Genomic DNA, 25,194 nt, shown 5'->3' with positions numbered 1-25,194 from the left:
CCACGCCCGTGTACGGACTCGACAGTGACGGAAAACCCCTGTGATCACGACATCGGGCCTGACCAAGGTCTACCGCTCGCGCGGTCGTGAGGTCACCGCCCTGGACGGCGTCGACCTGCACGTCCGCGAAGGCGAGGTGTACGGCGTCATCGGCCAGTCCGGCGCCGGCAAGTCCTCGCTCATCCGCTGCGTCAACCTGCTGGAGCGTCCGACGTCCGGGACGGTCACCGTCGCCGGGCAGGACCTCACCGCCCTCGCCGGCCGCGGCCCCCGCGCCGGCCGGGAGCTGCGGCGGGCGCGCAGCCGTATCGGCATGGTCTTCCAGCACTTCAACCTGCTGTCCTCGCGCACCGTCCAGGACAACGTCGAACTGCCGCTGGAGATCCTCGGCAAGTCCGGCAGGGAGCGCTCGAGCAAGGCGCTGGAGCTGCTGGACCTCGTCGGGCTCGCCGACAAGGCGCGGGCCTACCCCGCCCAGCTCTCCGGCGGCCAGAAGCAGCGCGTCGGCATCGCCCGCGCCCTGGCCGGCGACCCCGAGGTGCTGCTCTCCGACGAGGCCACCAGCGCCCTCGACCCGGAGACCACCCGCTCGATCCTCACGCTGCTGCGCGACCTGAACCGGCAGCTGGGCCTCACGGTCCTGCTCATCACCCACGAGATGGACGTCGTGAAGTCGGTCTGCGACTCGGCCGCCCTGATGGAGAACGGCCGCGTCGTCGAGTCCGGCACGGTGAGCGAACTGCTCGCCACCCCGGGCTCGGAGCTGGCCTCGGCCCTCTTCCCGCTCGGCGGCGAGGCCTCCGGCGACGACCGCACCGTCGTCGACGTCACCTTCCAGGGCGAGGCCGCCACCCAGCCGGTCGTCTCCCAGCTCTCCCGCACCTACAACATCGACATATCGATCCTCGGCGCCGCCATCGACACCGTCGGCGGCCTCCAGGTCGGCCGGATGCGCATCGAACTGCCCGGCCGCTACGAGGACAACGTCGTGCCGATCGGCTTCCTGCGCGAACAGGGACTCCAGATCGACGTCGTCGGTGAGCTCCAGCCGGTGAAGGAAGGTGCCAAGTGACCTGGTCCGAGATGCAGCCCCTGCTGTCCCAGGCGTGTTGGGACACCCTGTACATGGTCGGCTGGTCCACCCTCATCGCCGTCGTCGGCGGACTTCCGCTCGGCATCCTGCTCGTCCTGACCGACCGCGGCGGCCTGCTGCAGAACATCGTGGCCAACAAGGTCATCGGACAGGTCGTGAACATCGCCCGCTCGATGCCGTTCATCATCCTGATGGTCGCGCTGATGACCTTCACCCGCTCGATCACCGGCACCACCATCGGCCGCGAGGCCGCCATCGTGCCCCTCGCCATCGGCGCCATCCCGTTCTTCGCGCGCCTCGTCGAGACGGCTGTCCGCGAAGTGGACGGCGGGCTCGTCGAGGCCGTGCAGTCGATGGGCGGCAACACCTGGACGATCGTGCGCAAGGTGCTCGTACCGGAAGCGCTCCCGTCCCTCATCGCCAGCACCACGACCACCGTCGTCGCCCTCATCGGCTACTCCGCCATGGCCGGCACGGTCGGCGCGGGCGGACTCGGCGACATCGCCATCCGCTACGGCTACCAGCGCTTCGAGACCCAGCTGATGTGGATCACCGTGGCGATCCTCGCCGTGGTCATCTCGCTCATCCAGTTCGCCGGCGACTTCGCCGCCCGCTCCCTGCACCGCCGGGGCGGCCGCTCCGGCCCGGCGCCGAAGCTGCGGCTGCTCAAGGCCACGGACCCCGCGTCGGCCGACGTCGGCAAGGTCGCGTAACCGCTCTCAGAACTTCCCGCCCACAAACCGCGGGATCGCTGCACCCATAAGGAAAGGCACTTTTCGTGCGTAACACCGCAAAGCTCAGCACCGCCGTCCTCGCCGCCGGAGCCCTCACCTTCGGGCTCACCGCCTGCGGCTCGGGCAACGACTCGGCCTCCTCCGACTACAGCGGACCGCTGGTCGTCGCCGCGAGCCCGACCCCGCACGCCGAGATCCTGAACTTCGTCGAGAAGAACCTCGCCAAGAAGGCCGGACTCGACCTGCAGGTCAAGGAGTTCCAGGACTACATCGTCCCCAACACCGCCACCGAGGACGGCTCGGTCGACGCCAACTACTTCCAGAACCAGCCCTACCTCGACGACTTCAACAAGAAGCGCGGCACCCACATCGTGCCCGTCGTCACGGTGCACCTGGAGCCCCTCGGCCTGTACTCCCACAAGGTCGACAAGGTGGACGCGCTGAAGAACGGCGCGACCGTCGCCGTCCCGAACGACGCCGTGAACGAGGCGCGCGCGCTGAAGCTGCTCGCGGCCAACGGCCTCATCACGCTCAAGGCCGGCGCGGGCAACGAGGCGACCCCGCAGGACATCGCCAAGAACCCCAGGAACCTCAAGTTCAAGGAGGTCGAGGCGGCCCAGACCGCGCGCTCCCTGGACGACGTGGACGCCGCCGTCGTCAACGGCAACTACGCCATCTCCGCGGGCATCAAGCCCGCCAAGGAGGCGCTCGTCCTGGAGTCCGCGAAGAACAGCCCGTACGGCAACTTCCTCGCGGTCAAGAAGGGCAACGAGAAGGACCCGCGGGTCAAGAAGCTGGCCAAGCTGCTCACTTCGCCCGAGGTGAAGAAGTTCATCGAGGACAAGTACCAGGGCTCCGTCATCCCCTCCTTCTGAGCCGCACCGATCTGTGCCGAGGGCACGTATACGGCGTATCGCCACGCACGGGGTCTACTCGCTCACTGCGAGTGGACCCCGTGGTGCGGTCCGGCGGGTCCATGCTGCATGCTGGGCAGTTCAGCAGGACTTGAAGGTTTCCGAAGGTTACGGAGCGGCGCATGAGTGGCACCTTCCCCAACATCTCCATCAGCACGGAGCGGTTGGTGCTGCGTCCCCTCGACGAGGACGACGTGCCCGCACTGGCCGAGATGATGAACGACGAGCAGGTGGGCGCCTGGACGAGCGTCCCCCAGCCCTACACCGAGGAACAGGCCCGCACCTGGATCACCGAGCGCACGGCCGCCGAGCGGGACGCGGGACGCGGACTCGACCTGGCCGTAACGGAGTTCCTCACCCAGCGCCTGGTCGGCGTCGTCCAACTCGCCAGGACCAACTGGCACGTCCGCTCCACCGAGCTGTCGTACATCATCGCCCCCTGGGCCCGCGGCGAGGGCTACGCCTCCGAGGCCGCGCTCGCCACCGCCCAATGGCTGCTCGGCGACCAGAAGTTCGAGCGCATCGAGCTGCGCACGGCGGCCGACAACACCGCGTCCCAGCAGGTCGCCCAGAAGATCGGCTGTATCAGCGAGGGCGTCCTGCGCAACGCGTGCATAGCGCGCGTCCGCGCGGAGGACGGCACCTGGAACGACGTACGCACCGACTACATCGTGTGGAGCCTGCTGCCCGAGGACCTGGACGGCGCCGGCGAGGAGCTGGCCGACAGCGGTGGTTTCACGTCGTTCCCCGACTGGAACTGAACCCTGGGGACCGAGGGGCCACGGCACCGCCGCAGCGGCCGCCCGCGCCACCAGGTACCCTCACGGAGCCCGACCTGCGTGAACCACCCTGGAGACTGACGACCATGGCCGACCGCGTCACGGTGATCGGCTGGGACGGCTCGCCGCTGACCGCCGCGGCTCGCTCCGCCCTCGGCGCCGCCACCCTGGTGGCCGGGGCCGCCCACCACCTGGCGCTGCCCGAGGTGCCGCCCTCCGCCGAGCGCATCCGACTCGGCAGCGTCGCCCTCGCCGCCCGGCGCATCGCCGGACACCGGGGAACCGCCGTCGTCCTCGCCGACGGCGACCCGGGATTCTTCGGAGTCGTACGGACCCTGCGCGCACCCGAGTTCGGCCTGGAGGTCGAGGTCGTCCCCGCCGTCTCCTCCGTCGCCGCCGCCTTCGCGCGCGCCGGCATGCCCTGGGACGACGCACAGGTGGTCGTCGCACACAGGCGCACCCTGCGACGCGCGGTGAATGTATGCCGAGCCCACACCAAGGTGGCCGTTCTCACCTCGCCAGGTGCCGGCCCCGCGGAACTCGGCCTGCTCCTGGAGGGCGTGCACCGCACCTTCGTCATCTGCGAGGAACTGGGCACCGAACGCGAACAGGTCACCGTCGTCACCTCCGACAAGGCCCCCGACCACACCTGGCGCGACCCGAACGTCGTCATCGTCATCGGCGGCCCCGCCGGGGCGGGGGAGAGCGGCGGCTGGCTCGCCGGACGCGACCCCGGCGCCGGCCCGCGCGGCTGGACGCAGCCCGGCGAGGCCTACGACGGCCCGCTCGGCGAGGGCGAGACGGACCTGCTCCGCGCGGCCCAACTCGCCCGGCTGGGCCCCCGCGTCGGCGACCTCGTCTGGGACATCGGCTGCGGCAGCGGCGCCTTCGCCGTCGAAGCCGCCCGCGCCGGCGCCGCCGTCATCGCCGTCGACCGGGAGCTGGACGCCTGCGCCCGCACGGACGCCGCCGCCCGCCGCTTCGGTGTGCAGGCGCAGATCATCCGCGGCACCGCCCCGCACGTCCTGGAGAACCTCCCCGAGCCGGACGTCGTCCGCGTCGGCGGCGGGGGAGCGGCCGTCGTCTCGGCGGTCGCCGACCGCCGCCCGCAGCGCATCGTCACGCACGCCGCGACCCGCGACGCCGCCGAACTCATCGGCCGCGACCTGACGGAGCACGGCTACGACGTGGAGTGCGCCCTCCTCCAGTCCGTCGAACTCGACACCCGGGCCTGGATGGAGACGGAGCGGAGCGTCGCATTCCTGCTCAGCGGCGCGCTGCCGGAGCGCACAGTGTGATTCCGGCTCCGTCCCAGTGATCCTGTTTTCTTCCCTCCCGGTGATCCGGTAGTCCTATCGCTCGCGGTAGGCTGGCCGACCGTTGTACCGCACCGGGTGGCCCGGCACTTCGTTCGCCAATGTCCGGAAAACGCGCCCCTTTTGGGGTGGGTGCGGTACGGCAGAACCGGAGGACGCGCAACGTGGCGCAGTCCACAGCGGGCCGTCGCGGATCAAGCTGTCGCGACGGAGGAACGACCGGGACAATGCCACTGAATGGCTTTGTCGCCTTTTATGGGCGGGTCGTTCGTGCCGCTGGGCACGCACGCTCGTTCTTCACTACGGGGGCGGTCGGTGCGCCGTTCCCGGTGAGCCGGACCGAGAAGCACTAACCGATGGGCGAGGGGTACGCATGACCGACACCGGCCAGGTCCCGGGCGAGGGGCTGCCGGAGAACGCAGGCATGGTGGAACAGCCGGGCGTTCCGGCGCCCGGTGCGTACGCCTACCTCTCCGAAACCACCGCCGAGGACGAAGACCTGTTGTTGCTGCCGGGTGCCCAGAGCCCCTGGGGCAACGAGGTCGCCCCGCCCGCGCCCGAGCCGGTCGTCGAGACCGTGCACGAGCCGGGCCCGCACGAGATGGCCGGCCGCGACAGCGGCTCGGTCGACCTCGGCGGCGTCCGTCTCCCCGAAGCGCCGACCACGCCGATCCCGCCGGTCACCCCGCGCCGCCCGCTGCACCTCGGCCCGCCCATCCCCGACGCGTCCGCCAGCCCGGTCCGCTCCCTGGCCGACCGCGGCCCCGCGGGCGCCCCGGTGCGCCAGCCGGGCCCGCCGACGGTCGGCCCCGAGTACCTCGACGCACCCCAGGCGCGTGCCGCGTCCCCGCAGGGCGCGACCCCCTGGAGCGCCCAGGCGCCGGGCGCGGCGCAGGCGCCGGTCGGCCTCGAGGCCACGGCTGCCGAAACGGTTGTTCCGGCTGTTTCCGCTGTTCCCGCGCAAGGGGAGCACGAGCGGCAGGCCGAGCCGGTGGGCGCGGCCCAGGCCGTCATGGCCCGCATCGCGACGGAGGCGGGGGCCGCCGCGCAGGGGCAGGACGATTCGTACTCGGCCCAGAACGGTGACATCGCTCATCACGCGCAGACCGGGGGACCGGAGGGCGCGACCGCGGCACACGGCCCGGAGAGCGGGCAGGTGCCCGTGGGAGTGGCCGCCGTGGAGGGCGCGCACGACGCCTCCGCGGGCGGCTTCGCTCCGGATGCCGGCCGGCCTGTCGGCGCCTTCCCCGCGGAGGGCGCGCCGACGGCGGCCGGAAACCTTCCGGACGGCACGCCGACGTCTCCTGGGACCCATGGGGCCGACGGCACGCCGACGGCTCCCGGCCCCCTCGCGGCGGACGGCGCGCAGGCCGACCCGGTCGAGGGCGGCCTTGTTGCCCCGGGTGCTCACGCGGCCGATGCCGAGGGAGGGCCGGTTGCGCCGGGCGTTCCGGCGGCTCCCGACGCGGCCGACGTGCCGGTCGAGGGCGCACCCGTCGCCCCGGGCGTTCCCGCGGCCGACGCGGGAGACACGGGCGCGGGTGGGTTCGCCGTGGACGGTGCGCAGGTCGCGCCGGGCGTGCCTGGTGCCGAGGGCGCGCACGCGGTTGCCGGTGGATTCGCCGCGGAGGGCGGGCCCGCAGGCCATGCCGTGCCCGCGGCCGATGGTGCCGGCGAGTTCGGCGCGGACGGTGGGCCCGTGGGGCCGGGCGTTCCCGTGACCGATGCCGGGCACACGGGCGAGTTCGCCGCGGAAGGGGAGCAGGTCCTTCCGGGCAACCCCGGCGCCGAGGGCACGTCCGCTGTCGCGGCCGGTCCCGACCCGGGTGACGCCGCCGTCGTGCCCGCCGCCGAAGCGGGACCGGACGGCACGCCCGCCCAGGCAGCCGAGGGCATGGCAGGTCCCGGCGCCGGTCCCGAGGCCGGCCAGGCGCCCGACGTCGGCCCGCTTCCCGACGCCGCGTACACCCCCGATGCCGCGCCGGCGCCCGCGGGCGCACACTTCGCCGAGGGCGCCGCGCCCGAGGGAGCCCAGCTCACGGACGAAGGTGCCCAGCTCACGGACGCGCCCGAGGGAGCCCAGCGCACGGATGCCGCCGAACCGGTGGCCGTGCCTGAGGCTGAGGCCCTGCCCGAGGCGCAGGCCCTGCCCGAGATCGGCCAGGTCCCGGACGACGCGGCGCCCGGAACCGCTGTCCCGGCCGCGCCTCTCGCCCCCGGCCAGGTCGCCTTCGCCGACCCCGCCGTCGCGGCGGACGCCCCCGACACCGTCGTAACCCCCGAGCCGCCGGAAGGCATCCTGCCCTCGGCCCCCGACCCGACGCAGCCACCGCAGCCGACGGACGGCCCCGCGGCACCGACCGGAGATGCCACCATCACCACCGACCCCTCCCCCCAGCCCGCGGACGGCGAGCACATCGCCCAGGTCCACAGCCCGCTCGTCGAGGCGGGGGCCGCGCCCCAGCCCGCCGACCCCGCGCAGATGCCCCCGCCGGTGACTTCCGAAGCCGACCGGCCCGGCCTCCCCGCAGACGCCGAGGCGGTGGTCCCGCCGGCCGGTGACGACCGGTCCATCGGCCGGTTCGTGCCGGTGGCCGGCTCCGTGCCGACCACCCCGCACCTCGCGCCGACCCCGCCGCACGCGCTCATGCTCCCCGCGGAGCAGGCGCAGGCGCCCGAGCCGGCCGCCACGGTCCCCGCCCCCCGCGAGGCCGACCCCGAACCCGTACAGCACGCGGACGACCTGGACACCCAGGTCGCCGACCAGGAAGAAGAGAGCAAGGCCGCAGTGGAAGAAGTACGACAGTCCACCGGCCCGGCCGCGCCCGCCTACGACGACGCCGAGCGCGAGGCCGTCCTGAAGGTCATGCGCGAGCGCCGCGACATCCGCAACGGCTTCCGCAGCGACCCCATCCCGCACGAGGTGCTGCTCCGCGTCCTGGAGGCCGCGCACACCGCCCCGTCCGTGGGCCACTCGCAGCCCTGGGACTTCGTCGTCATCCGCTCCGCCGACACCCGGCGCAGCATGCACGAACTGGCCATGCGGCAGCGGGACGCGTACGCGAAGTCGCTGCCCAAGGGGCGGGCCAAGCAGTTCAAGGAACTGAAGATCGAGGCCATCCTCGACACGCCGGTGAACATCGTCGTCACCGCCGACCCGACCCGCGGCGGCCGCCACACCCTGGGCCGGCACACCCAGCCGCAGATGGCGCCGTACTCCGCCGCGCTCGCGGTCGAGAACCTCTGGCTCGCCGCCCGTGCCGAGGGCCTCGGCGTCGGCTGGGTCAGCTTCTTCGACGAGCGCGAGATGGTCCGCGCCCTCGGGCTCCCCGAGCACCTGGAGGTCATCGCCTACCTGTGCGTCGGGTACGTCGACGAGTTCCCGGACGAGCCCGAGCTGATGCAGGCCGGCTGGTCCAAGCGCCGCCCGCTGTCGTGGGTCGTGCACGAGGAGACGTACGGCCGCCGTGCCCTGCCCGGCGAGGAGCCGCACGACCTGCTCGCCGAGACCGTGTCGCAGATCCGCCCGCTGGACGCCAAGGCGCTCGGCGAGGCCTGGGAGCGGCAGAAGCGCATGACCAAGCCGGCCGGCGCGCTCGGCATGCTGGAGATCATCTCCGCCCAGCTGTCCGGTCTGTCCCGTCAGTGCCCGCCGCCGATCCCGGAGCCCGCCGCCGTCGCGATCTTCGCCGGCGACCACGGCGTGCACGCCCAGGGCGTCACCCCCTGGCCGCAGGAGGTGACGGCCCAGATGGTCGCCAACTTCCTCGGCGGCGGCGCCGTCTGCAACGCCTTCGCCGGCCAGGTCGGCGCCGAGGTGTGCGTCGTGGACGTCGGTGTGGCCACCGACCTCCCGGCGACCCCGGGTCTGCTGCCCCGCAAGATCCGCGCGGGCACGTCCGACATGACCACCGGCCCCGCGATGACCCGCGAGGAGGCCAAGCTGGCCATCGAGGTGGGCATCGAGACCGCCCGCGACCTGGTGGCCGCCGGCAACAAGGCCCTGCTGACGGGCGAGATGGGCATCGCCAACACGACCGCGTCGGCCGCCCTGATCTCGGTGTTCACCGGCGCCGACCCGGCCGAGGTCACCGGCCGCGGCACCGGCATCAACGACGAGACGCTGGCCCGCAAGACCGAGGTGGTCCGGCGCGCCCTCGAAGTCCACCAGCCGGACCCGGCCGACCCCATCGGCGTCCTCGCCGCGATCGGCGGCTTCGAACACGCGGCGATGGTCGGCCTGTTGCTGGGCGGTGCGTCGCTGCGTACGCCGGTGATCCTCGACGGCGTCAGCGCCGGAGCCGCCGCGCTGGTCGCCCGCGCCATCGCCCCGGAGGTCCTCGCGGCCTGCATCGCGGGCCACCGCAGCGCCGAGCCCGGTCACGTGGCCGCCCTGAACAAGCTCGGCCTGCGCCCCCTGGTGGACCTCGACCTGCGGCTCGGCGAGGGCACGGGGGCCCTGCTCGCCCTGCCGCTCGTGCAGAGCACGGCCCGTGCCATGCACGAGGTGGCGACCTTCGACTCGGCGGGCGTCACCGAGAAGTGAGCCCCGGCCGGGATGGGACCGCCGTCACTGCGGTCGGCCCCATCCCGGCCGTACGCTGAACGCGTCATCGAAACACGCACGTCAGGGCTGCTCCAGCGCCGTAGCGCCCATCGCTTTGCCAGGACGAGGAGCCGCACCTCATGGCCGAACACCCCGCCTATCCCGTAGGCCTCCGCCTCACCGGCCGCAAAGTGGTCGTCCTCGGGGGCGGCCAGGTCGCCCAGCGCCGCCTGCCGGCTCTGATCGCCGCGGGCGCGGACGTCCTCCTCGTCTCGCCCGAGGCGACTCCCTCCGTCGAGGCGATGGCGGAGGCGGGCGAGATCACCTGGCTCCGGCGCGGGTACGCCGACGGGGACCTGGCGGACGCCTGGTACGCCCTGATCGCCACCAGCGACGCGGAGGCGAACGTCCGGGCCTCCGCCGAGGCGGAGGCGAACCGCGTGTGGTGCGTACGCTCCGACGACGCCGACGCCGCCACCGCCTGGACCCCGGCCACGGGCACCAGCGAGGGCGTGACGGTCGCCGTCCTCACCAGCCGTGCCGGCGGCCGCGACCCCCGGCACACCGCCGCCATTCGCGACGCGGTCGTCGAGGGGCTGCGCGACGGCACCCTGGTCGCCCCGCACCACCGCACCCGCACCCCCGGCGTCGCCCTCGTCGGCGGCGGCCCCGGCGACCCGGACCTGATCACCGTCCGCGGCCGCCGTCTGCTCGCCGAGGCCGACGTCGTCATCACCGACCACCTGGGCCCCCGCGACCTGCTCGCCGAGCTGTCCCCGGGCGTCGAGGTGATCGACGCGGCGAAGCTGCCGTTTGGACGCTTCATGGCCCAGGAGGCCATCAACAACGCGCTGATCGAACACGCCAAGCAGGGCAAGTCGGTCGTACGGCTCAAGGGCGGCGACCCGTTCGTCTACGGCCGTGGGATGGAGGAGGTCAACGCGCTCGCGGAGGCCGGCATCCCGTGCACGGTCGTGCCCGGCATCTCCAGCTCGATCTCGGTCCCCGGCGCGGCCGGCATCCCCGTCACCCACCGCGGTGTCGCACACGAGTTCACGGTGGTCAGCGGGCACGTCGCCCCTGACGACGCGCGTTCCCTCGTCGACTGGCCGTCCCTCGCCCGGCTGACCGGGACGCTCGTGGTCCTCATGGGCGTGGCCACGATAGGCAAGGTCGCCGAGACGCTCATCGCCCACGGCAAGTCGCCCGACACCCCGGTCGCACTGATCCAGGAGGGCACGACGGCCGCCCAGCGGCGCGTCGACGCCACCCTCGCCACGGTCGCCGAGACGGTCGTCACGCAGGAGGTCAGGTCGCCCGCGGTCATCGTCATCGGCGCGGTCGTGAACGTGGGCCCGGAGACCTCGGCGTAACCCGGGGTAACACAACTCGCTCCCAGCCGTTGGCACCACACCCAGGACAAGGCAGTATCACCCTGTGGCCGATCTCATCACCGTCGAGGATCCCGACGACCCGCGCCTGCGCGACTACACAGGCCTGACCGACGTAGAGCTGCGCCGCAAGCGAGAACCGGCCGAGGGCCTGTTCATCGCCGAGGGCGAGAAGGTCATCCGCCGGGCCAAGGACACCGGGTACGAGATGCGCTCGATGCTGCTGTCCGCCAAGTGGGTCGACGTCATGCGCGACGTCATCGACGAGCTCCCCGCCCCGGTCTACGCCGTCAGCCCGGAGCTCGCCGAGCAGGTCACCGGCTACCACGTGCACCGGGGCGCGCTCGCCTCGATGCAGCGCAAGCCGCTGCCGACGGCGGCCGAACTCCTGCAGACCGCACGCCGGGTGGTGGTCATGGAGTCGGTCAACGACCACACCAACATCGGCGCGATCTTCCGTTCGGCGGCGGCCCTGGGCATGGACGCGGTCCTGCTCTCGCCCGACTGCGCGGACCCCCTGTACCGCCGTAGCGTCAAGGTCTCCATGGGCGCGGTCTTCTCCGTCCCCTACGCGCGCCTCGACACCTGGCCCAAGGGCCTGGAGTCGGTGCGCGAGGCCGGCTTCACGCTGCTCGCCCTCACCCCCGACGAGAAGGCCAAGACCCTCGACGAGGCCGCCCCGCACCGGATGGACCGCGTCGCCCTGATGCTCGGCGCCGAGGGCGACGGCCTGTCCACCCAGGCACTGGTCGCCGCCGACGAATGGGTGCGCATCCCGATGTCGCACGGCGTGGACTCCCTGAACGTCGGCGCGGCCGCCGCGGTCGCCTTCTACGCGGTGGCCACCGGCCGCCCGCAGGGGTAGCCGTGCCGCGTGGCGAGGCGATCGTCGCCGTCCTGCGCCGCGGCGACCGGCTGCTGGTCATCCGCCGGGGCCCCGGCGTCGTGCGCCCCGGCTACTGGCAGCCCCTCAGCGGCAAGATCGAGCCGGGGGAGAGCCAGCCGGAGGCCGTCGTCCGGGAGATCCGCGAGGAAGTCGGCCTCTCGGCGGCGCCCCTGGCCAAGGTCTGGGAGTCGGAGACCGACGACGGCACCTTCCGCCTCCACTGGTGGACGGCCGACGCCCCCGACGGCGAGGTCGTCCCCGACCCCTACGAGGTCGGAGACTTCCGCTGGGTCACTCCCGAGGAGTTCCTCGCCCTCGACCCCGTCTTCGACGGCGACCGAGAGTTCTTCGAACGCGTCCTGCCGAACCTGGAGCCTTAACTCCCCTGGCTGGGGCCCGGCTCCACCTGCTGCTGGTGCTGTCGTACGACGTGCCCGTCGCCGCCGAGACCGCGCGGCGGCCCCTGACAGCCCTTTGCCGCGGCGATACCGAGCGCGACCAGCAGGGTCACGACCACGAACACGAACAGCCGCTGCCGCAGCAGCCGCGGATTGGCCGGCCGGCGTCCCGTCCCGGTGGTCCTGGGCGCCGGGCGTCCGGCCCCGCTGCGCGGCCCGGGCCGGCTTCCGCCGCCGGAACGGGTGCCGTTGCGCGAGGCGGGCGTGGACCGGGACCCCGAACGCGAGGACGACGCCCCGCCGGCCCGCGAGGAGGACGCGCCGCCCCGGGAGGACGGGCCGCCGCCACGAGACTGGCTCCCGCCGGTGGCCGAACCGCCGCCCCGGGACGGGTTCCCGCCCTGCGAAGGGGCGACCCCGCGTGACGAGGAGGACGTGCCGCGCGGGGGAGGTGTCCCCTGCGGACGCCTGCGCTGCGGCTCGCGCAGCGTCTCCGGGTAGGTGTCGGCGAGCCGTCCGGTGGGCCGGTCCGCCTCGCCCGTCCGCGGCCCGGGCGGGCGCACCTCCGCGAGACCCTGCGCCTCACGGGCGGCGATCTCCTTCAGGCGCAGCGACAGCTGGAGCGTGCTGGGCCGCTCCTCGGGATCCTTCGCCAGACACGCCCGCACCAGCGGAGCCAGCGCGTCCGGGACGCCGTGCAGCTGCGGTTCCTCGTGCACCACCCGGTACAGCATGACCTCGGAACTGCCGTGTCCGAAGGGCGAGTCGGCCATCGACGCGTACGCCAGGGTCGCCCCGAGGGCGAACACGTCCGTGGCCGGCGTGACGGCGGCACCCCGCACCTGCTCCGGGGCGAGGAAGCCGGGGGAGCCGACGGCCGTACCGACGTGGGTGAGCGTCGAGGCCCCCGTCGCCCAGGCGATGCCGAAGTCGATGATCCGCGGCCCCTTCGGGGACAGCAGGATGTTGGACGGCTTGAGATCCCGGTGCACCACACCCGCCTCGTGCACCGCGACCAGGCCCTCCGACAGAGCGGCGCCCACGGCCGCGACGTCGGCCGCGGCCAGCGGTCCCTCGTCGGCGACCTTGTCGTGGAGCGAGGGACCGGGCACGTACTGCGTGGCGAACCAGGGCCGGTCGGCGTCCAGATCGGCGGCGACCAGCCGGGCCGTACACCCACCCCTGATTCGCCGCGCCGCCGAGACCTCACGCGCGAACCGCGACCGGAACTCCTGGTCCTCCGCCAGGTCAGGCCGGATGACCTTCAGTGCTACCCGCTGCCCCTTCTTGTCGGAGCCCAGGTACACAACGCCCATCCCGCCCGCGCCGAGCCGTCTGTGAAGCCTGAACGAGCCGACGACGCGCGGGTCCTCGCGCCTCAGGCGCATCATCGCCATGTTCATCCCCGCTGCCCGGTCCGTGTGACGTGGCACAGCTTACGTTTCCACGGCCGCCCGCGCGCAGAGGCCGCGCCCTCTCGCGCAGATCGATTGTCAGTGCCGGGTGGGAGACTTGAGGGGTGGTCAGGGAGCACGGCAGCAGGCGGACTTGCTGCTGACCGTGCTGCCAACCACCCATCACAGAAGGGGGATTGAACCCGTGAAGGGTGACCGTGTGGAGATAGTGGTGGACGCGGGGGACACGACCCGCACCTACGAGGTGGTGGCGAGCAGGGCGGGCCGCAGGGTGGAGACGGCGGTGCGCCGAGGTGTGGTGGAAGTGAGCGAAGTCACCAGGAACGGCTCCGTGGTCCGCACGGCCCGCTTCATGGCGACCCGGGTCCTGGCCCTGGTCGAGCAGCCGGTACCGAGGGAGGACAGCTCGGAAAAGCGCGCACACACCGGGCACCCCCTCGGGGAAGACCCTGAGACCTAGGTCCTCGTCTCCACCCAGGGGAGTACTCCTCGACCGGCGGCTCATCCTCCGGGAGGCCCGCCAATCGGTACGGGGGCATGACGACCGGAGCACGCCGGACGCCTAGATTTGAGGTCAAGCGGCGGGTGCAGCACTCGTCCCCCGAGGTCAGACACCCGCCGCTGCCAAAGACAACAAGATCGGTCAGGAGAGGGACCATGGCCTGGACGGCACCGCGGACACAGTTCCGCACGCTGGAGCGCAGTACGCTCCGCCCCCGCCGCACGGGCCGCCGCCACCCCCTGGTGGCGACGCTCATGGTCCTCCCCCTGGCGGCCCTGCTCTTCTTCGTCTTCGACGGCTGGGAGACAGTGGCCACACAGGCGTCGTCCGTGGGAGTGATGCTGGGGCGCTGAGCGGCGACCCCAGGCCCGGAAGAGCGGTCCGGGCGGGGACATCCACCCATGAAACCCCGTGGGGACGGGGGTGCGGCGGACGGCAAAAATGCCGGCGCAGCTGGGGAGCTGCGCCGGCATTGCCATGCCCGGAGACGGACACGACCGCTCGACGCGGGTCCGCAGGGGCTGTTACGGCCGTAGTCGACGCGGGTCCGCCGGAGCCGTTACGACCGTCGTCCACGCGGGTCCGCCAGAGCCGTTACGGCCACCGCACCCCACGCCGTACCCTGCGCAAGCAGCCCGCACCGCCCCAGGGAGCCCCGTGACCGCCACCGCCCTGCTCGCCGAGCTCACCGTCCGAGCCGAGGCCACGGCCCACACCCGCACCGCGAGCTGCCCCTGCGGCGAGTCCACCACCCTGGCCGACCGGCCGGACGCCACCGTCGTCCGTCACGCGGACACCGTCGCCAAGGCCCACGCCCCCCACAGCGACCTCCGCGACCTCGCTCCCCGTCTCGCGGCGGCAGCCCACCTCCCGGGCATCCTCCTGCCCCCGCTGACCGCGACCCCCGTCGACCTGCACGGCCGCGTCGTGACCTTCTGGCCCTACGGCACCCCCGTGGACCCGGACACGCCCGACGCCGCCCCCTGGGAGGCCGCCGCCACCCTGCTCGCCCGCCTCCACCGCACCCCGGTCCCGTCCCCGGCCGCCCCCCTGCCGCCCATGCGCGGCCCGGCGAAGGCGGCCGACGCCGTCGCCCGGCTCGCCGCCGCGGTCACCGGCCCGGCCGCCGCTCCCCACCCCGCCGTCGCACCCGTCCTGCGCGCCTGGGCCACGCTCCCCGCCTGGGCTCGCGCCGAGGCCCCCATGCCGGACACCACCACCCTCTGCCACGGCGACCTCCACCTCGGCCAGCTCGTCCGGCACCCCGCCCCCGACGGCCGGTGGCTCCTCATCGACGTCGACGACCTCGGCACCGGCATCCCCGCCTGGGACCTCGCCCGCCCGGCGGCCTGGTACGCCTGCGGGCTGCTCCCGCCCGACGAATGGACCCGCTTCCTCACCGCCTACCGCGCCGGAGGAGGTCCGGCGGTCCCGGCGGACGGCGATCCGTGGCCCGCCCTGGACGTCCCGGCGCGCGCCCTGACCGTGCAGACTGCCGCCCGGGCCGTCACCAAGGCCGTCACCGGCAACCGCCCCCTCGACGAGATCGAGATGTCCGTGATCGACGCATGTGCCCGAATGGGTTCCCTCCCACCGCAGTTGACCTCGGTCTCAGCGAAGTAGGGTGCAACCGACCGCAGCCGGACAGAGTCTGTCCTGGCGAAACACGAAGCAGGACCGACCGGCGAGGAGTTGAGCCCACCATGCAGTGTCCGAAGTGCCATGCGCCGATGCACACGTACAACCGCAACGGCGTCCAGATCGAGCAGTGCAGCGGCTGCCGCGGGATCTTTCTCGACTACGGCGAGCTGGAGTCGCTGACCCGGCTGGAGTCCCAGTGGTCCCAGCCCGCCCCGCCGCCCCCGTCCGCGCCGCAGGCCTACCCGGCCCCGCCCGCGCCGGCCTGGGGCGCCCCGCACGGCGGTGGTCACTACGGCGGGCACCACGGCGGTCACCACCGCCACAAGAGCTTCGGCCACATGCTGTTCTCCAGCTGACCGGAACGACGAAGAAGCCCCCGGCCGTCTGAGACGGCCGGGGGTTTCGGTGTGTGGACGATACTGGGATTGAACCAGTGACCTCTTCCGTGTCAGGGAAGCGCTCTCCCGCTGAGCTAATCGTCCAGGTCAGCCACCCCGCAGGAGGGGCTGCGTGCGCGATACTGGGATTGAACCAGTGACCTCTTCCGTGTCAGGGAAGCGCTCTCCCGCTGAGCTAATCGCGCGGGTCAGACCTTCGATGTTCCGCCGAAGATCCAGTGGACGATACTGGGATTGAACCAGTGACCTCTTCCGTGTCAGGGAAGCGCTCTCCCGCTGAGCTAATCGTCCTTGGAGGTGGAGACGGGATTTGAACCCGTGTAGACGGCTTTGCAGGCCGTTGCCTCGCCTCTCGGCCACTCCACCCGGAGTGCAGGGGTTCGGGAAGATCCCCTGGTTCCTTCGAGCGGACGACGAGGCTCGAACTCGCGACCTCAACCTTGGCAAGGTTGCGCTCTACCAACTGAGCTACGTCCGCTTGTCGTTTCCGTTCCGCTCTCGCGGCCCGGCGACGTGTTGAACTCTAGCGGATTCCCGGGCCAGCACAAAAACGCGTTTGCGCAGCGTGCTGCGCTGCGCCTGCTCAGGGGGCGTGGCCAGGGCATCCGGCGGGACATGCCGAGGTCACCTTTCGGACACCCGCCCTAGACTCGACGCGTGCACGACCTCCCTCCTCTCGCCCGCTTCGGCACGCGCGTCGCCACCGGTCTCCGCGACGTCACCGCCGATCCCGCCGCCCTGGACTCCACCGGTTTCTGGGCCGTCGTCGCGGACTTCGAGGGCCGCCTGACCTGCGCCCGCTTCGACGACGTACGAGAGGAACCGGTGCCCGCGCCGGTGCCGGGCCGCTGGCAGGGGCCGGCGGCCGGGGACTGGTCGTCGTCCCTCGACCGCGCCGCGTACACGGCCGGCGTGCGCCGGATCCGTGAGCACATCGCGGCGGGCGAGGTCTACCAGGCGAACCTGTGCCGGGTGCTCGCCGCCCCCCTTGCCCCCGGGGCCGATGTGGACGATCTCACGGCGCTGCTGGCCCGCGGCAACCCGGCGCCGTATGCAGGAACGATCCGGCTGCCCGAGCACGGCGTCGAAACAGCCACCGCCTCGCCGGAGCTCTTCCTCCGCCGCCGGGGCCGGGTCGTGGAGTCGGGGCCGATCAAGGGCACCGGGCGCACCGAGGCCGACCTCCTCGACAAGGACTACGCCGAGAACGTCATGATCGTCGACCTGGTCCGCAACGACATCGGCCGGGTCTGCGCCACCGGCAGCGTCACCGTCCCCGACCTGTGCGCCGTGGAGAAGCACCCCGGTCTGGTCCACCTCGTCTCGACGGTCCGCGGCGAGCTCCGCGACGGCGCGGGCTGGCCCGAGCTGCTCGACGCCGCCTTCCCGCCCGGGTCCGTCACCGGCGCTCCCAAGTCCAGCGCACTGCGGATCATCGACGCCCTGGAGCCCGCGCCCCGGGGACCGTACTGCGGGGGCATCGGCTGGGTGGACGCCGACCGCGGAACCGGCGAGCTGGCGGTCGGCATCCGCACCTTCTGGATCGACCGGACCCCGGGGGGCGCGGCCGAGCTGCGCTTCGGCACCGGCGCCGGCATCACCTGGGGCTCCGACCCGGAGGCGGAGTGGCGGGAGACCGAGCTGAAGGCGTCCCGACTGCTCGCGGTAGCGTCGGGCACGTACGAGGTGAGTGGAGAGGGAATCACGACGTGAAGATCTGGCTCGACGGCGCGCTGCGGGACATCGAATCCGCCCGCGTCTCCGTCTTCGACCACGGACTGACCGTGGGCGACGGCATCTTCGAGACGGTGAAGGCGGTCGACGGGAAGCCGTTCGCGCTCACCCGCCATCTCGACCGGCTGACCCGCTCCGCGCGCGGTCTCGGACTGCCCGACCCCGACCACGACGAGCTGCGCCGCGCCTGCGCCGCCGTCCTCGAGGCCAATCCGATGCCCCTCGGCAGGCTGCGCATCACTTACACGGGCGGCCACGGCCCCCTCGGTTCCGACCGGGGCGAGCACGGCCCCACCCTCGTGGTCGCGCTCGGCGAGACCGCCCGCCGCCCCGACTCCACGGCCGTGATCACCGTGCCCTGGACGCGCAACGAACGGGGCGCGCTGACCGGCCTGAAGACGACCTCGTACGCCGAGAACGTGGTCGCGCTGGCCCGCGCCCATGAACACGGCGCCTCCGAGGCCCTGTTCGCCAACACGGTCGGGCAGCTCTGCGAGGGCACCGGCTCGAACGTCTTCGTCGTCCTCGACGGCGAGATCCACACCCCGCCGCTGGCCTCCGGCTGCCTCGCGGGCATCACGCGCGCGTTGGCGATCGAGTGGACCGGCGCCGTGGAGACCGAGCTGCCCCTGGACGTGCTGGAGCGGGCCGACGAGATCTTCCTCACCTCCACCCTGCGCGACATCCAGGCCGTCCACCGCGTCGACGACCGTGAACCGCCCGGCGCGCCGGGCCCGGTGACCGCCAAGGCCATGCGGATCTTCGACGAGCGGTCGGGAGCCGACCAAGATCCGTGACAGGCGCGGAAAATGGGCTGACGCAGGGCTTCCCGGCGGGTAGAACTCCCCTGATGACGACGACCCTGCGGCCGACCGAGCCGCTTCAACGTGCCGCCGACGGGGCGCTGTCGCGCCACTACCAGGTGTGCGTGAACGGCCGCCCCGTGGGCACGGTGCACCTCGCCACGAGTCCCGCCTTCGGCGAGTCGGTGGCCCAGATCCTGGACCTGAGCATCGAGGAACCGGACCGCCGGCGAGGCCGGGGCACGGTGGCCGCGCTCGCCGCCGAGGAGGTGCTGCGCGGCTGGGGCTGCAGGAGGGTCGAGGTGTCGGTGCCGGCCGCCGCCGAGGCGGCACTCAGGCTGGCGAGGACCCTCGGGTACGTCGTCCGCAACCGTCATATGGAGAAGCCGCTCGGTCCCACCGCACCCGAGCTGCCCGCGGGCAGCCGGGGCCGGCCCATGACCCCCGAGGAGTTCGAGCCCTGGCAGGAGCAGGACAAGGAGAGCTACGCCCAGAGCTGGATCGAGCGCGGGGTGCCCGAGGCGGAAGCCCGTGCCAAGGCCGAGCGGGACCATACGCTCGCGCTGCCCGACGGACCGGCCACCCAGGGAATGGACCTGAGCGTCCTGGAGCACGAGGGGGAGCCGGTCGGCGTCCTCTGGACGGGCTCCCGCGACGGCAAGGCCTTCGTCTACAAGGTGGAGACCGACGCCAACCACCGCGGCCGGGGCCACGGCCGCACGCTGATGCTGCTCGCGGAGGCCCAGAGCGTGGCCGCCGGCCGCCCCGCCATCCAGCTGAACGTCTTCGCGGGCAACACCCCCGCCGAGCGGCTCTACGAGTCACTCGGCTACGAGACGCTCACCTACCACCTGTACAAGGACCTGCTCTAGACGCCGGTGGCGGTCAGCAGGTCAGCACGCTCACGGGTTTTCGGCGAGCAGCCGGTCCGCGATCTCCTCGATCCGCTCGCGCAGGCGCTCCTGGCTCTTGCCGCCGTCCAGGCGCTGGCCGTCGATGACGTACGTCGGAGTGCCGGTGACGCCGATCGCCTTGCCCTCGGCCTGGTCGGCGTCGACGATCAGGATGTGCCGGCCGTCGATCAGCGCGGTGTCGAACTCCTCGGCGTCGAGACCGAGTTCGCGGGCGACCTCGACGAGGAACGGCTCGCCCGCACGGTCCAGCTCCTCAACGCGGCCCAGTACGGCCTCCACGTACTCCCAGCCCTTGCCCTGCTCCAGCGCCTCCTCGGCGGCCTGCGCGGCGGCGAAGGCGTGCTTGTGCTTCTCCAGCGGGAAGTGGCGCAGGCGCAGCTCCAGCCGGTCGCCGTAGCGGGCGCGCAGGGCGCGCAGGTCGTCCAGGGCGCTTCGGCAGTCCGGGCACTGGAGTTCGCACCAGACGTCGAGGACGGGGGCGGGGGAGGAGTCGCTCATGGGGACAGTCTTCCAGCCCCAGGGCGGCAGTCCCAATCGGCCCGCACCCCGGTGACCTGCGGGACCGGCCCCGAACCACTACTGGGGAGGCGCCCGATACCGGCACCTGCGGAGGAGCCGACCCGGAGATGTCCCTGATGTCCGCCCGGGGCATGGCCCGGCGGGGCCCGGGCGGTGCAGGATGGAAGGGAAGGGACGAACCGCCCCTGCCCGATCGAGCCCAGCCCCGCTCTGGAGGACCGGATGATCGCCGAGACAGTCTGTTCCGCCGTGGCCGCGGCCGGCCTGGGCATCGCGGCGGTCACCGCCTACCGCAAGCGTTTCCTCGCGGCCGCGCGCATCGCCGCCTACTCGCTGATCCCCCTCGGCCTGGTGATGACCGGGGTCGTCAACTGGCTGGCGGACACGGCCTTCAGCGTGACGGCCTGGGCGGGCTTCGCCGTGCTCGGCGTCTCCTGGCTGCTGTTCTCCACGACACGCGCGGTGGAGCGCCGCCGGGGCGGCACCCGCAAGGAGCGCAAGGAGGCCAGGGCGGCCGAACGGCGCGCTGCGGTGGCCCCCACGGCTCCCACCGCCTCCGCACCCTCCCTCGGTCCGGGCACCCGTGCCTCGACCCGGCCGGCGACCGCGCCGCGCGCCGACTCCGCGGACGACTTCAGCGACATCGAGGCCATCCTGAAGAAGCACGGCATATGACCTGCGCATGACGGCTGAAACGTCACACTGGACCAACGTGTCGTCCGTAAGTGATCACGCCCGAAACGGGACGTCACGGGATCCAGCGAACTCCCGGTCATTTCGGGTGTGTTGATCGCGCCGAGGGTGCCGTTTGCGCCATCATCGCCGCGAGATGCTGGACACGACACCAAGCGATACCGCGCCGCCGAAGGACGAGCCGCGCGGATGCCTCTTCGCCCTTTCCCAGCCACCGCTGATGATCTTCCTTGCGGTGATCGGGTGTCTGCTGCTCATGGCTGCGCTGCACGATCTGCTGCTGCTCTGAGCCGTACCCGTGGTCCCCGGCGTCACCCGTCGGGGACCACGTCGACATCGCCGGACCGTCGCCGGCCGGCCTCAGCCCGCGGCCTCCTTGCGCCGTGCTCGGTACGCGGCCACATGCAGACGGTTGCCGCAGGTGCGGCTGTCGCAGTACCGCCGCGACCGGTTCCGGGAGAGATCGACGAAGGCGCGCCGGCAGTCCGGCGCCTCGCAGCGGCGCAGCCGCTCCTGCTCCCCGGCCACCACGAAGAAGGCGAGGGCCATCCCGCAGTCGGCCGCCAGGTGGTCGGCGACGGACGCGCCCGGCGCGAAGTAATGCACATGCCAGTCGTAGCCGTCGTGGTCCGTGAGACGGGGAGTGGTGCCCGCCGCGGCCACCAGTTCATTGATCAGTACGGCGGCGCTCCGGGCGTCGGGCGAGGCGAACACCGAGGCGAACCGGCCGCGGATCTTGCGCACCGCCGAGAGGTCGAACTCCGACAGCACCCCGACATCGCTGATGTCGTGGTTTCGTACGAACTCCTCGAGAGCCGGGACGTCCGGCAGCGCGTCCGGCGTCGTGTCGTCCTCCGGCGCGGTGTTCACCAGATCGACCACGGTGTCGAGGGCGCACCGGGTGTCGTGGGTGATCAGCACGTTTCGCTCCCTGGCCTGGGGGTCGGGCACACGCCCGCCGATGCTGGCCGATGGTAATGCGTCTCACGGCGTCCGGACCGGTGCCGCCCGTCACGCAAAGCCGTATGCGGGCGAGGGGAGGGGGCGGACACGGTGCTCTGTGGGCGGGGGAGGGGCGGACGTGGTGCTCCGCGGAGGGAGGGGTGGACGTCGCTCTCCGTGAGCGGAGGGAGGCCGAAGATGTTCCCCTGACGGGAGGAGGTGTCACCCCGGACGGGAGGGACTGGATGTGCCCCTGGGCGGGGCAGGACCGCGCGCGGACACGCCGACGCCGTCCCGTGACGAAAACGGGACGGCGTCGGCGTGAGCCCTATGCGGTTGTTCCGGCCCGAGCCGTCTCCCCGAGTCGACGGCGCCGGGCGGCTTGGTGCGCTCTCGGCCTAGCTCTCCGCCAGGATGTGCGAGAGCTCCTGATCGAGATCGAAGTGCCGGTGTTCCGTGCCGGGAGGCACGGCGGCATCCGTCCGCTTCAGGAAGGACTCCAGCGCCCGTGCCGGGGCTTCCAGCAGGGCCTCGCCCTCTGGGGAGCTCAGGGCGATGCACACGACGCCCTGACCGTGACTGCGTGACGGCCAGACACGGACGTCGCCTGTGCCGGTCGGGCGGTGCAGGCCTTCCGCGAGGAGGTCGCGGGCGAACACCCACTCGACGGTCTCCTCGGCTCCGGTGTGGAAGGTGGCGTGCACGGCGTAGGGGTCGGCCGTGTCGTACCGCAGTCCTGCGGGGACAGGCAGGGAGGACTCGCTCGACACAACGAGGCGCAGGTGCAGCTCGCAGCTGACCGTGGTGTTCATAAGCGCCAGGGCCTTTCGCTCAGTGTGCGCTCGGGGATTCGCACGTCGGCGAAATCGACATGCCACCTACGGTGCCGTTGTAAACCCCTCTGAGTGTTTTGCGTGCGTTTACGTAACTCTTCCGGCCGAGAGCTCCTTCGTACGGTACGGCCATTCTGGTGACTGGTTTCCGGTCAGTAAAGTAAGGTAAAGTTTGGCCGTATGGATACGGGGAGTAACCGGACGGGCGGTGCGAGCGGCGAGATCGCCGTGGCGCCGGGCCGGTCCGAAACGGGCGGTACCGAGGCGGGCGACGTGCGGGACGGACAGGGGCTCGGATCCAGGGCACCGGGGTTCATCAAGCGGCGCCGCGCACTGCACCTGAGCTGGCAGGTCGGCGTCTTCGTCGTCGGGCTCGCGGTCGTCGCCGCCGGCATCGTCATGCTGCCGCTGCCCGGTCCGGGCTGGGTCGTGATCTTCGGCGGCATGGCCATCTGGGCGACCGAGTTCGTCTGGGCCCAGCTGGTGCTCCGCTGGACCAAGCGCAAGGTCACGGAGGCCGCCCAGCGGGCCCTCGACCCCAAGGTGCGGCGGCGCAACATCACGCTGACCGTCGTCGGGCTCGTGATCATCGGCGTGCTGGTCGGCGTCTACCTGTGGAAGTTCGGCGCCGTGATGCCCTGGAAGATCGAGGACCAGTGATCTTCACAGGAGGGTGCGGGGCGCCGCCTGACATGGGGTAATGTACTTCCTGCGCCCGGGCGATTAGCTCAGTGGGAGAGCGCTTCGTTCACACCGAAGAGGTCACTGGTTCGAACCCAGTATCGCCCACCCGGAAACGGCGGCCCATCTGCATCAGTGCAGGTGGGCCGCCGTTGTTTTGCGTGGGGCTGCCGGTGCCGGGGTGCGGGTGCGGGGCGTTCAGCGAGGGCCGGGTGCGCAGGTGGCTGGGGTGTGTCCCCCTCCGGCGGGGATGCGGTTGACCGTGACTGTGCGTGGGTCGGCCGGGGCGTCTTTGGGCGCGCGCCGAGCCTGCCTGTCCAGCACGTCTGGCACTGACGTACACCACGCACCGCGTGCACCACCCACCACGCACACCCCACCGCGTACCCCCCACTCCATGTTCCGCCCGCCCGCACCCCGTTCGACCACGCCCCAACCGCCTCCCGCCCCCCCTCAACACCCAACGCCCCGTCAACTCCCCTCCCCCCGGCGTCACTTTCAGCCGCCCGGTCTCGGCCCCCCAGGCCCCACCACCCGTTCGACCCCCCATCCACACCCCCCTCACCTGCGCATTCGCCCCGCAGCTCGCGCCGACCCGTCGCCCTCCGTCACTAGCCCTCCCGCGAGTCCCCCGAGAAATTCCTGTCCGAATCATTGACGCACCCCGAGCCCCTCCGTAACTTGTGCCAGCAAGCGCTTACTTGAAACGATTCATGCATGCGGCGACGATGCCGGGGAGGGCCCGACTGTGGGAACCAGCAGGAATGTTGAGAGGCGTACGATCCTCAAGGCCGCGGGGGCCACCGCGGCCACCCTGGGGCTGGCCGCGACGACCGGGTGCGGAGGCGACAGCGGCACCTCGGCCGACGGGACGGTGACGATCCGTTACTCGTGGTGGGGTGCCGACGAGCGGGCCAAGAAGATCAACCAGACCATCAAGCTCTTCGAGAAGAAGTATCCGAAGATCAAGGTGAAGACGGACTTCCAGGACTACGTGTCTTTCTGGGAGAAGTTCCAGACGCAGGCGTCCGGCGGAAATCCCCCGGACGTTTTCCAAAACGCCGTCACATTCCTTCGGAAGTACGACAAGAGAAGTGTTCTGCTCGACCTGAAGTCGCAGATCGACGCGGGCAATCTCAGCCTCGACAACTTCCGTGCGGGTGTCACCAAGGTCGGTGAGGTCGACGGCAAGCAGCTCGGCGTCCCCGTCGGCTCCAACACCATGGCGCTGGTCATCGACAAGAAGGTCTTCCGGAAGGCGGGCGTCGAGCCGGCGGCCGGCTGGACCTGGGACGACTACTTCAAGGCCCTGAAGACCGTCTACGACAAGACCAAGGTCCCTGGGGACACCGGCTACTTCAGCATCATGTACCTGTACGACCTGTACCTGCGCCAGAACGGGAAGGCGTTCTACACCAAGGACGGACTCGGCTTCGACAAGGCCGACCTGACGGAGTGGTGGCAGGACGGCTACAACCGGACGAAGGCCGGCATCATCACCAGCCCGAAGATCGTCGCGCAGGACCGGCCCAAGTCGTCCCTCTCCGCCGGGCACGGCGCCTCCGAGTTCACCTGGGACAACTTCACCGTCCGCTACACCGCCGAGGGCGACAGCGAGTACGGCCTCGCCCCGATCCCGACGACGGACGGCAAGCACACCGGCCAGTACCTCGCCTCCCTGATGCTGAGCGCCTCCGCGCGCACCCAGCACCCCAAGGAGGTCGCCCAGTTCATCGACTTCATGGTCCACGACCCCGAGGTCGGCAAGATCATGGGCTACGACCGGGGCATCCTCGCCTCCACCGAGCAGTACGACGCGTTCAAGCCGACGGACACCGTCAACAAGGAGATCGCGCAGTACGAGGCGGACACCGCGAAGGCGGGCGTACTCGGCACGATCACCCCGCACCCCTCCGGCGCCGACACCATCGAGGCCGCCTTCCTGCGGATCGGCGGCGACCTGGGCCTGGGCAAGGTCAAGGTCGCCGACGCGGTGAAGCAGTTCTTCGACGAGTCGCAGGCCGCCTTCCAGGCCTGACCGGACCGCACCGGAACCGATTGG

General features: G+C 72.0%; 24 protein-coding genes and 6 tRNA genes. 21 read left to right on the top strand and 9 right to left on the bottom strand.

The features are described from left to right. Nucleotides 1-40 precede the first annotated feature (40 nt). From ACIGDI_RS22485 to ACIGDI_RS22445, 9 genes are all read left to right on the top strand, one after another. Complete coding sequence (locus ACIGDI_RS22485) at nucleotides 41-1,072, top strand: methionine ABC transporter ATP-binding protein (protein WP_399899316.1); 1,032 nt, start codon at nucleotides 41-43, stop codon at nucleotides 1,070-1,072. Further along, nucleotides 1,069-1,806 carry a methionine ABC transporter permease gene (locus tag ACIGDI_RS22480; RefSeq protein ID WP_399899313.1) on the top strand — a complete coding sequence of 246 codons (738 nt, stop codon included), beginning with the start codon at nucleotides 1,069-1,071 and terminating at the stop codon, nucleotides 1,804-1,806. Before ACIGDI_RS22485 ends, ACIGDI_RS22480 begins: the two co-directional genes overlap by 4 nt. 65 nt (nucleotides 1,807-1,871) lie before the next feature. Beyond that, the gene (locus ACIGDI_RS22475; protein WP_399899310.1) at nucleotides 1,872-2,702 is read left to right on the top strand and encodes a MetQ/NlpA family ABC transporter substrate-binding protein; all 831 of its coding nucleotides are present in this window, start codon (nucleotides 1,872-1,874) and stop codon (nucleotides 2,700-2,702) included. A 161-nt stretch (nucleotides 2,703-2,863) separates the two neighbouring features. Further along, nucleotides 2,864-3,502 carry a GNAT family N-acetyltransferase gene (locus tag ACIGDI_RS22470; protein ID WP_399899307.1) on the top strand — a complete coding sequence of 213 codons (639 nt, stop codon included), beginning with the start codon at nucleotides 2,864-2,866 and terminating at the stop codon, nucleotides 3,500-3,502. Between the two features lie 104 nt (nucleotides 3,503-3,606). Next, nucleotides 3,607-4,818 carry a precorrin-6y C5,15-methyltransferase (decarboxylating) subunit CbiE gene (gene cbiE / locus ACIGDI_RS22465; protein ID WP_399899304.1) on the top strand — a complete coding sequence of 404 codons (1,212 nt, stop codon included), beginning with the start codon at nucleotides 3,607-3,609 and terminating at the stop codon, nucleotides 4,816-4,818. A gap of 391 nt (nucleotides 4,819-5,209) precedes the next feature. Next, nucleotides 5,210-9,382: a nicotinate-nucleotide--dimethylbenzimidazole phosphoribosyltransferase gene (gene cobT, locus ACIGDI_RS22460; protein WP_399899301.1), complete on the top strand. Its 4,173-nt coding sequence runs from the start codon at nucleotides 5,210-5,212 to the stop codon at nucleotides 9,380-9,382. A gap of 140 nt (nucleotides 9,383-9,522) precedes the next feature. Next, a complete protein-coding gene (gene cobA / locus ACIGDI_RS22455; protein ID WP_399899298.1) occupies nucleotides 9,523-10,755 on the top strand; it encodes a uroporphyrinogen-III C-methyltransferase in 1,233 nt (410 codons plus the stop codon). Between the two features lie 64 nt (nucleotides 10,756-10,819). Beyond that, nucleotides 10,820-11,638: an RNA methyltransferase gene (locus ACIGDI_RS22450; protein ID WP_200702712.1), complete on the top strand. Its 819-nt coding sequence runs from the start codon at nucleotides 10,820-10,822 to the stop codon at nucleotides 11,636-11,638. A 2-nt stretch (nucleotides 11,639-11,640) separates the two neighbouring features. Further along, on the top strand, nucleotides 11,641-12,039 hold the full coding sequence (locus tag ACIGDI_RS22445; RefSeq protein ID WP_399899295.1) for an NUDIX domain-containing protein: 399 nt from the start codon (nucleotides 11,641-11,643) through the stop codon (nucleotides 12,037-12,039). Here ACIGDI_RS22445 and ACIGDI_RS22440 read toward each other — a convergent pair. Beyond that, nucleotides 12,036-13,460, bottom strand: coding sequence for a serine/threonine-protein kinase (locus ACIGDI_RS22440; protein ID WP_399900025.1), 1,425 nt, complete (start codon nucleotides 13,458-13,460; stop codon nucleotides 12,036-12,038). The two genes, ACIGDI_RS22445 and ACIGDI_RS22440, sit on opposite strands and share 4 nt — an antisense overlap. A 196-nt stretch (nucleotides 13,461-13,656) precedes the next feature. Here ACIGDI_RS22440 and ACIGDI_RS22435 point away from each other — a divergent pair, with 196 nt between their 5' ends. The 4 genes from ACIGDI_RS22435 (at nucleotide 13,657) to ACIGDI_RS22420 (ending at nucleotide 15,971) form a co-directional block, all read left to right on the top strand. Then, nucleotides 13,657-13,932: a hypothetical protein gene (locus ACIGDI_RS22435; protein WP_351581556.1), complete on the top strand. Its 276-nt coding sequence runs from the start codon at nucleotides 13,657-13,659 to the stop codon at nucleotides 13,930-13,932. A 197-nt stretch (nucleotides 13,933-14,129) separates the two neighbouring features. Continuing rightward, nucleotides 14,130-14,327, top strand: a complete 198-nt coding sequence (locus tag ACIGDI_RS22430) for a hypothetical protein (protein ID WP_058926448.1) — start codon at nucleotides 14,130-14,132, stop codon at nucleotides 14,325-14,327. 304 nt (nucleotides 14,328-14,631) lie between these two features. Next, a complete protein-coding gene (locus tag ACIGDI_RS22425) occupies nucleotides 14,632-15,597 on the top strand; it encodes a phosphotransferase (protein ID WP_399899290.1) in 966 nt (321 codons plus the stop codon). 80 nt (nucleotides 15,598-15,677) lie between these two features. After that, nucleotides 15,678-15,971: a zf-TFIIB domain-containing protein gene (locus ACIGDI_RS22420; protein WP_200705847.1), complete on the top strand. Its 294-nt coding sequence runs from the start codon at nucleotides 15,678-15,680 to the stop codon at nucleotides 15,969-15,971. 54 nt (nucleotides 15,972-16,025) lie between these two features. On the opposite strand, the gene ACIGDI_RS22415 is transcribed toward ACIGDI_RS22420, so the two are convergent. The 5 genes from ACIGDI_RS22415 to ACIGDI_RS22395 all read right to left on the bottom strand — a co-directional run bounded on the left by ACIGDI_RS22415 (nucleotide 16,026) and on the right by ACIGDI_RS22395 (nucleotide 16,491). After that, nucleotides 16,026-16,097, bottom strand: a tRNA-Val gene (locus ACIGDI_RS22415). Nucleotides 16,098-16,126: 29 nt separating this feature from the next. Then, nucleotides 16,127-16,198 (bottom strand) — tRNA-Val (locus ACIGDI_RS22410). Nucleotides 16,199-16,232: 34 nt separating this feature from the next. Beyond that, nucleotides 16,233-16,304, bottom strand: a tRNA-Val gene (locus ACIGDI_RS22405). Nucleotide 16,305: 1 nt separating this feature from the next. Further along, nucleotides 16,306-16,379: transfer RNA gene (locus tag ACIGDI_RS22400), tRNA-Cys, on the bottom strand. A gap of 39 nt (nucleotides 16,380-16,418) precedes the next feature. Further along, nucleotides 16,419-16,491: transfer RNA gene (locus tag ACIGDI_RS22395), tRNA-Gly, on the bottom strand. A gap of 179 nt (nucleotides 16,492-16,670) precedes the next feature. On the opposite strand from ACIGDI_RS22395, the gene ACIGDI_RS22390 reads away from it, so the two are divergent. From ACIGDI_RS22390 to ACIGDI_RS22380, 3 genes are read left to right on the top strand one after another with little or no spacing between them, the layout of a single operon-like run. After that, on the top strand, nucleotides 16,671-17,726 hold the full coding sequence (locus ACIGDI_RS22390; protein ID WP_399899286.1) for a chorismate-binding protein: 1,056 nt from the start codon (nucleotides 16,671-16,673) through the stop codon (nucleotides 17,724-17,726). Beyond that, nucleotides 17,723-18,544 carry an aminotransferase class IV gene (locus ACIGDI_RS22385; protein ID WP_399899283.1) on the top strand — a complete coding sequence of 274 codons (822 nt, stop codon included), beginning with the start codon at nucleotides 17,723-17,725 and terminating at the stop codon, nucleotides 18,542-18,544. Before ACIGDI_RS22390 ends, ACIGDI_RS22385 begins: the two co-directional genes overlap by 4 nt. A gap of 53 nt (nucleotides 18,545-18,597) precedes the next feature. Continuing rightward, nucleotides 18,598-19,422 carry a GNAT family N-acetyltransferase gene (locus ACIGDI_RS22380; protein WP_399899281.1) on the top strand — a complete coding sequence of 275 codons (825 nt, stop codon included), beginning with the start codon at nucleotides 18,598-18,600 and terminating at the stop codon, nucleotides 19,420-19,422. 30 nt (nucleotides 19,423-19,452) lie between these two features. Here ACIGDI_RS22380 and ACIGDI_RS22375 read toward each other — a convergent pair whose 3' ends face one another. After that, nucleotides 19,453-19,962 carry a DsbA family protein gene (locus ACIGDI_RS22375; RefSeq protein WP_399899278.1) on the bottom strand — a complete coding sequence of 170 codons (510 nt, stop codon included), beginning with the start codon at nucleotides 19,960-19,962 and terminating at the stop codon, nucleotides 19,453-19,455. Nucleotides 19,963-20,205: 243 nt separating this feature from the next. Between ACIGDI_RS22375 and ACIGDI_RS22370 the strand changes: the two genes are divergently transcribed. Both ACIGDI_RS22370 and ACIGDI_RS22365 read left to right on the top strand, forming a co-directional pair. Further along, nucleotides 20,206-20,658 carry a hypothetical protein gene (locus tag ACIGDI_RS22370; protein ID WP_399899275.1) on the top strand — a complete coding sequence of 151 codons (453 nt, stop codon included), beginning with the start codon at nucleotides 20,206-20,208 and terminating at the stop codon, nucleotides 20,656-20,658. A gap of 154 nt (nucleotides 20,659-20,812) precedes the next feature. Further along, nucleotides 20,813-20,965: a hypothetical protein gene (locus ACIGDI_RS22365; RefSeq protein WP_174267277.1), complete on the top strand. Its 153-nt coding sequence runs from the start codon at nucleotides 20,813-20,815 to the stop codon at nucleotides 20,963-20,965. A 71-nt stretch (nucleotides 20,966-21,036) separates the two neighbouring features. Here ACIGDI_RS22365 and ACIGDI_RS22360 read toward each other — a convergent pair whose 3' ends face one another. After that, complete coding sequence (locus ACIGDI_RS22360; RefSeq protein WP_399899271.1) at nucleotides 21,037-21,597, bottom strand: CGNR zinc finger domain-containing protein; 561 nt, start codon at nucleotides 21,595-21,597, stop codon at nucleotides 21,037-21,039. A gap of 419 nt (nucleotides 21,598-22,016) precedes the next feature. Continuing rightward, on the bottom strand, nucleotides 22,017-22,430 hold the full coding sequence (locus ACIGDI_RS22355) for an SsgA family sporulation/cell division regulator (protein ID WP_004002642.1): 414 nt from the start codon (nucleotides 22,428-22,430) through the stop codon (nucleotides 22,017-22,019). Between the two features lie 201 nt (nucleotides 22,431-22,631). Between ACIGDI_RS22355 and ACIGDI_RS22350 the strand changes: the two genes are divergently transcribed. From ACIGDI_RS22350 to ACIGDI_RS22340, 3 genes are all read left to right on the top strand, one after another. Next, nucleotides 22,632-23,111 carry a TIGR02611 family protein gene (locus ACIGDI_RS22350; RefSeq protein ID WP_399899269.1) on the top strand — a complete coding sequence of 160 codons (480 nt, stop codon included), beginning with the start codon at nucleotides 22,632-22,634 and terminating at the stop codon, nucleotides 23,109-23,111. 57 nt (nucleotides 23,112-23,168) lie between these two features. Next, nucleotides 23,169-23,240, top strand: a tRNA-Val gene (locus tag ACIGDI_RS22345). 640 nt (nucleotides 23,241-23,880) lie between these two features. Next, on the top strand, nucleotides 23,881-25,170 hold the full coding sequence (locus ACIGDI_RS22340) for an ABC transporter substrate-binding protein (protein WP_399899266.1): 1,290 nt from the start codon (nucleotides 23,881-23,883) through the stop codon (nucleotides 25,168-25,170). The last annotated feature ends 24 nt before the right edge of the window (nucleotides 25,171-25,194 follow it).

Source organism: Streptomyces sp. NPDC085900, assembly GCF_044540925.1.
GTDB classification, from domain to species: Bacteria; Actinomycetota; Actinomycetes; order Streptomycetales; family Streptomycetaceae; genus Streptomyces; species Streptomyces gilvifuscus.
Note: the sequence above shows the minus strand (reverse complement) of the source record. Positions and strands in the feature narration are given on the sequence as shown.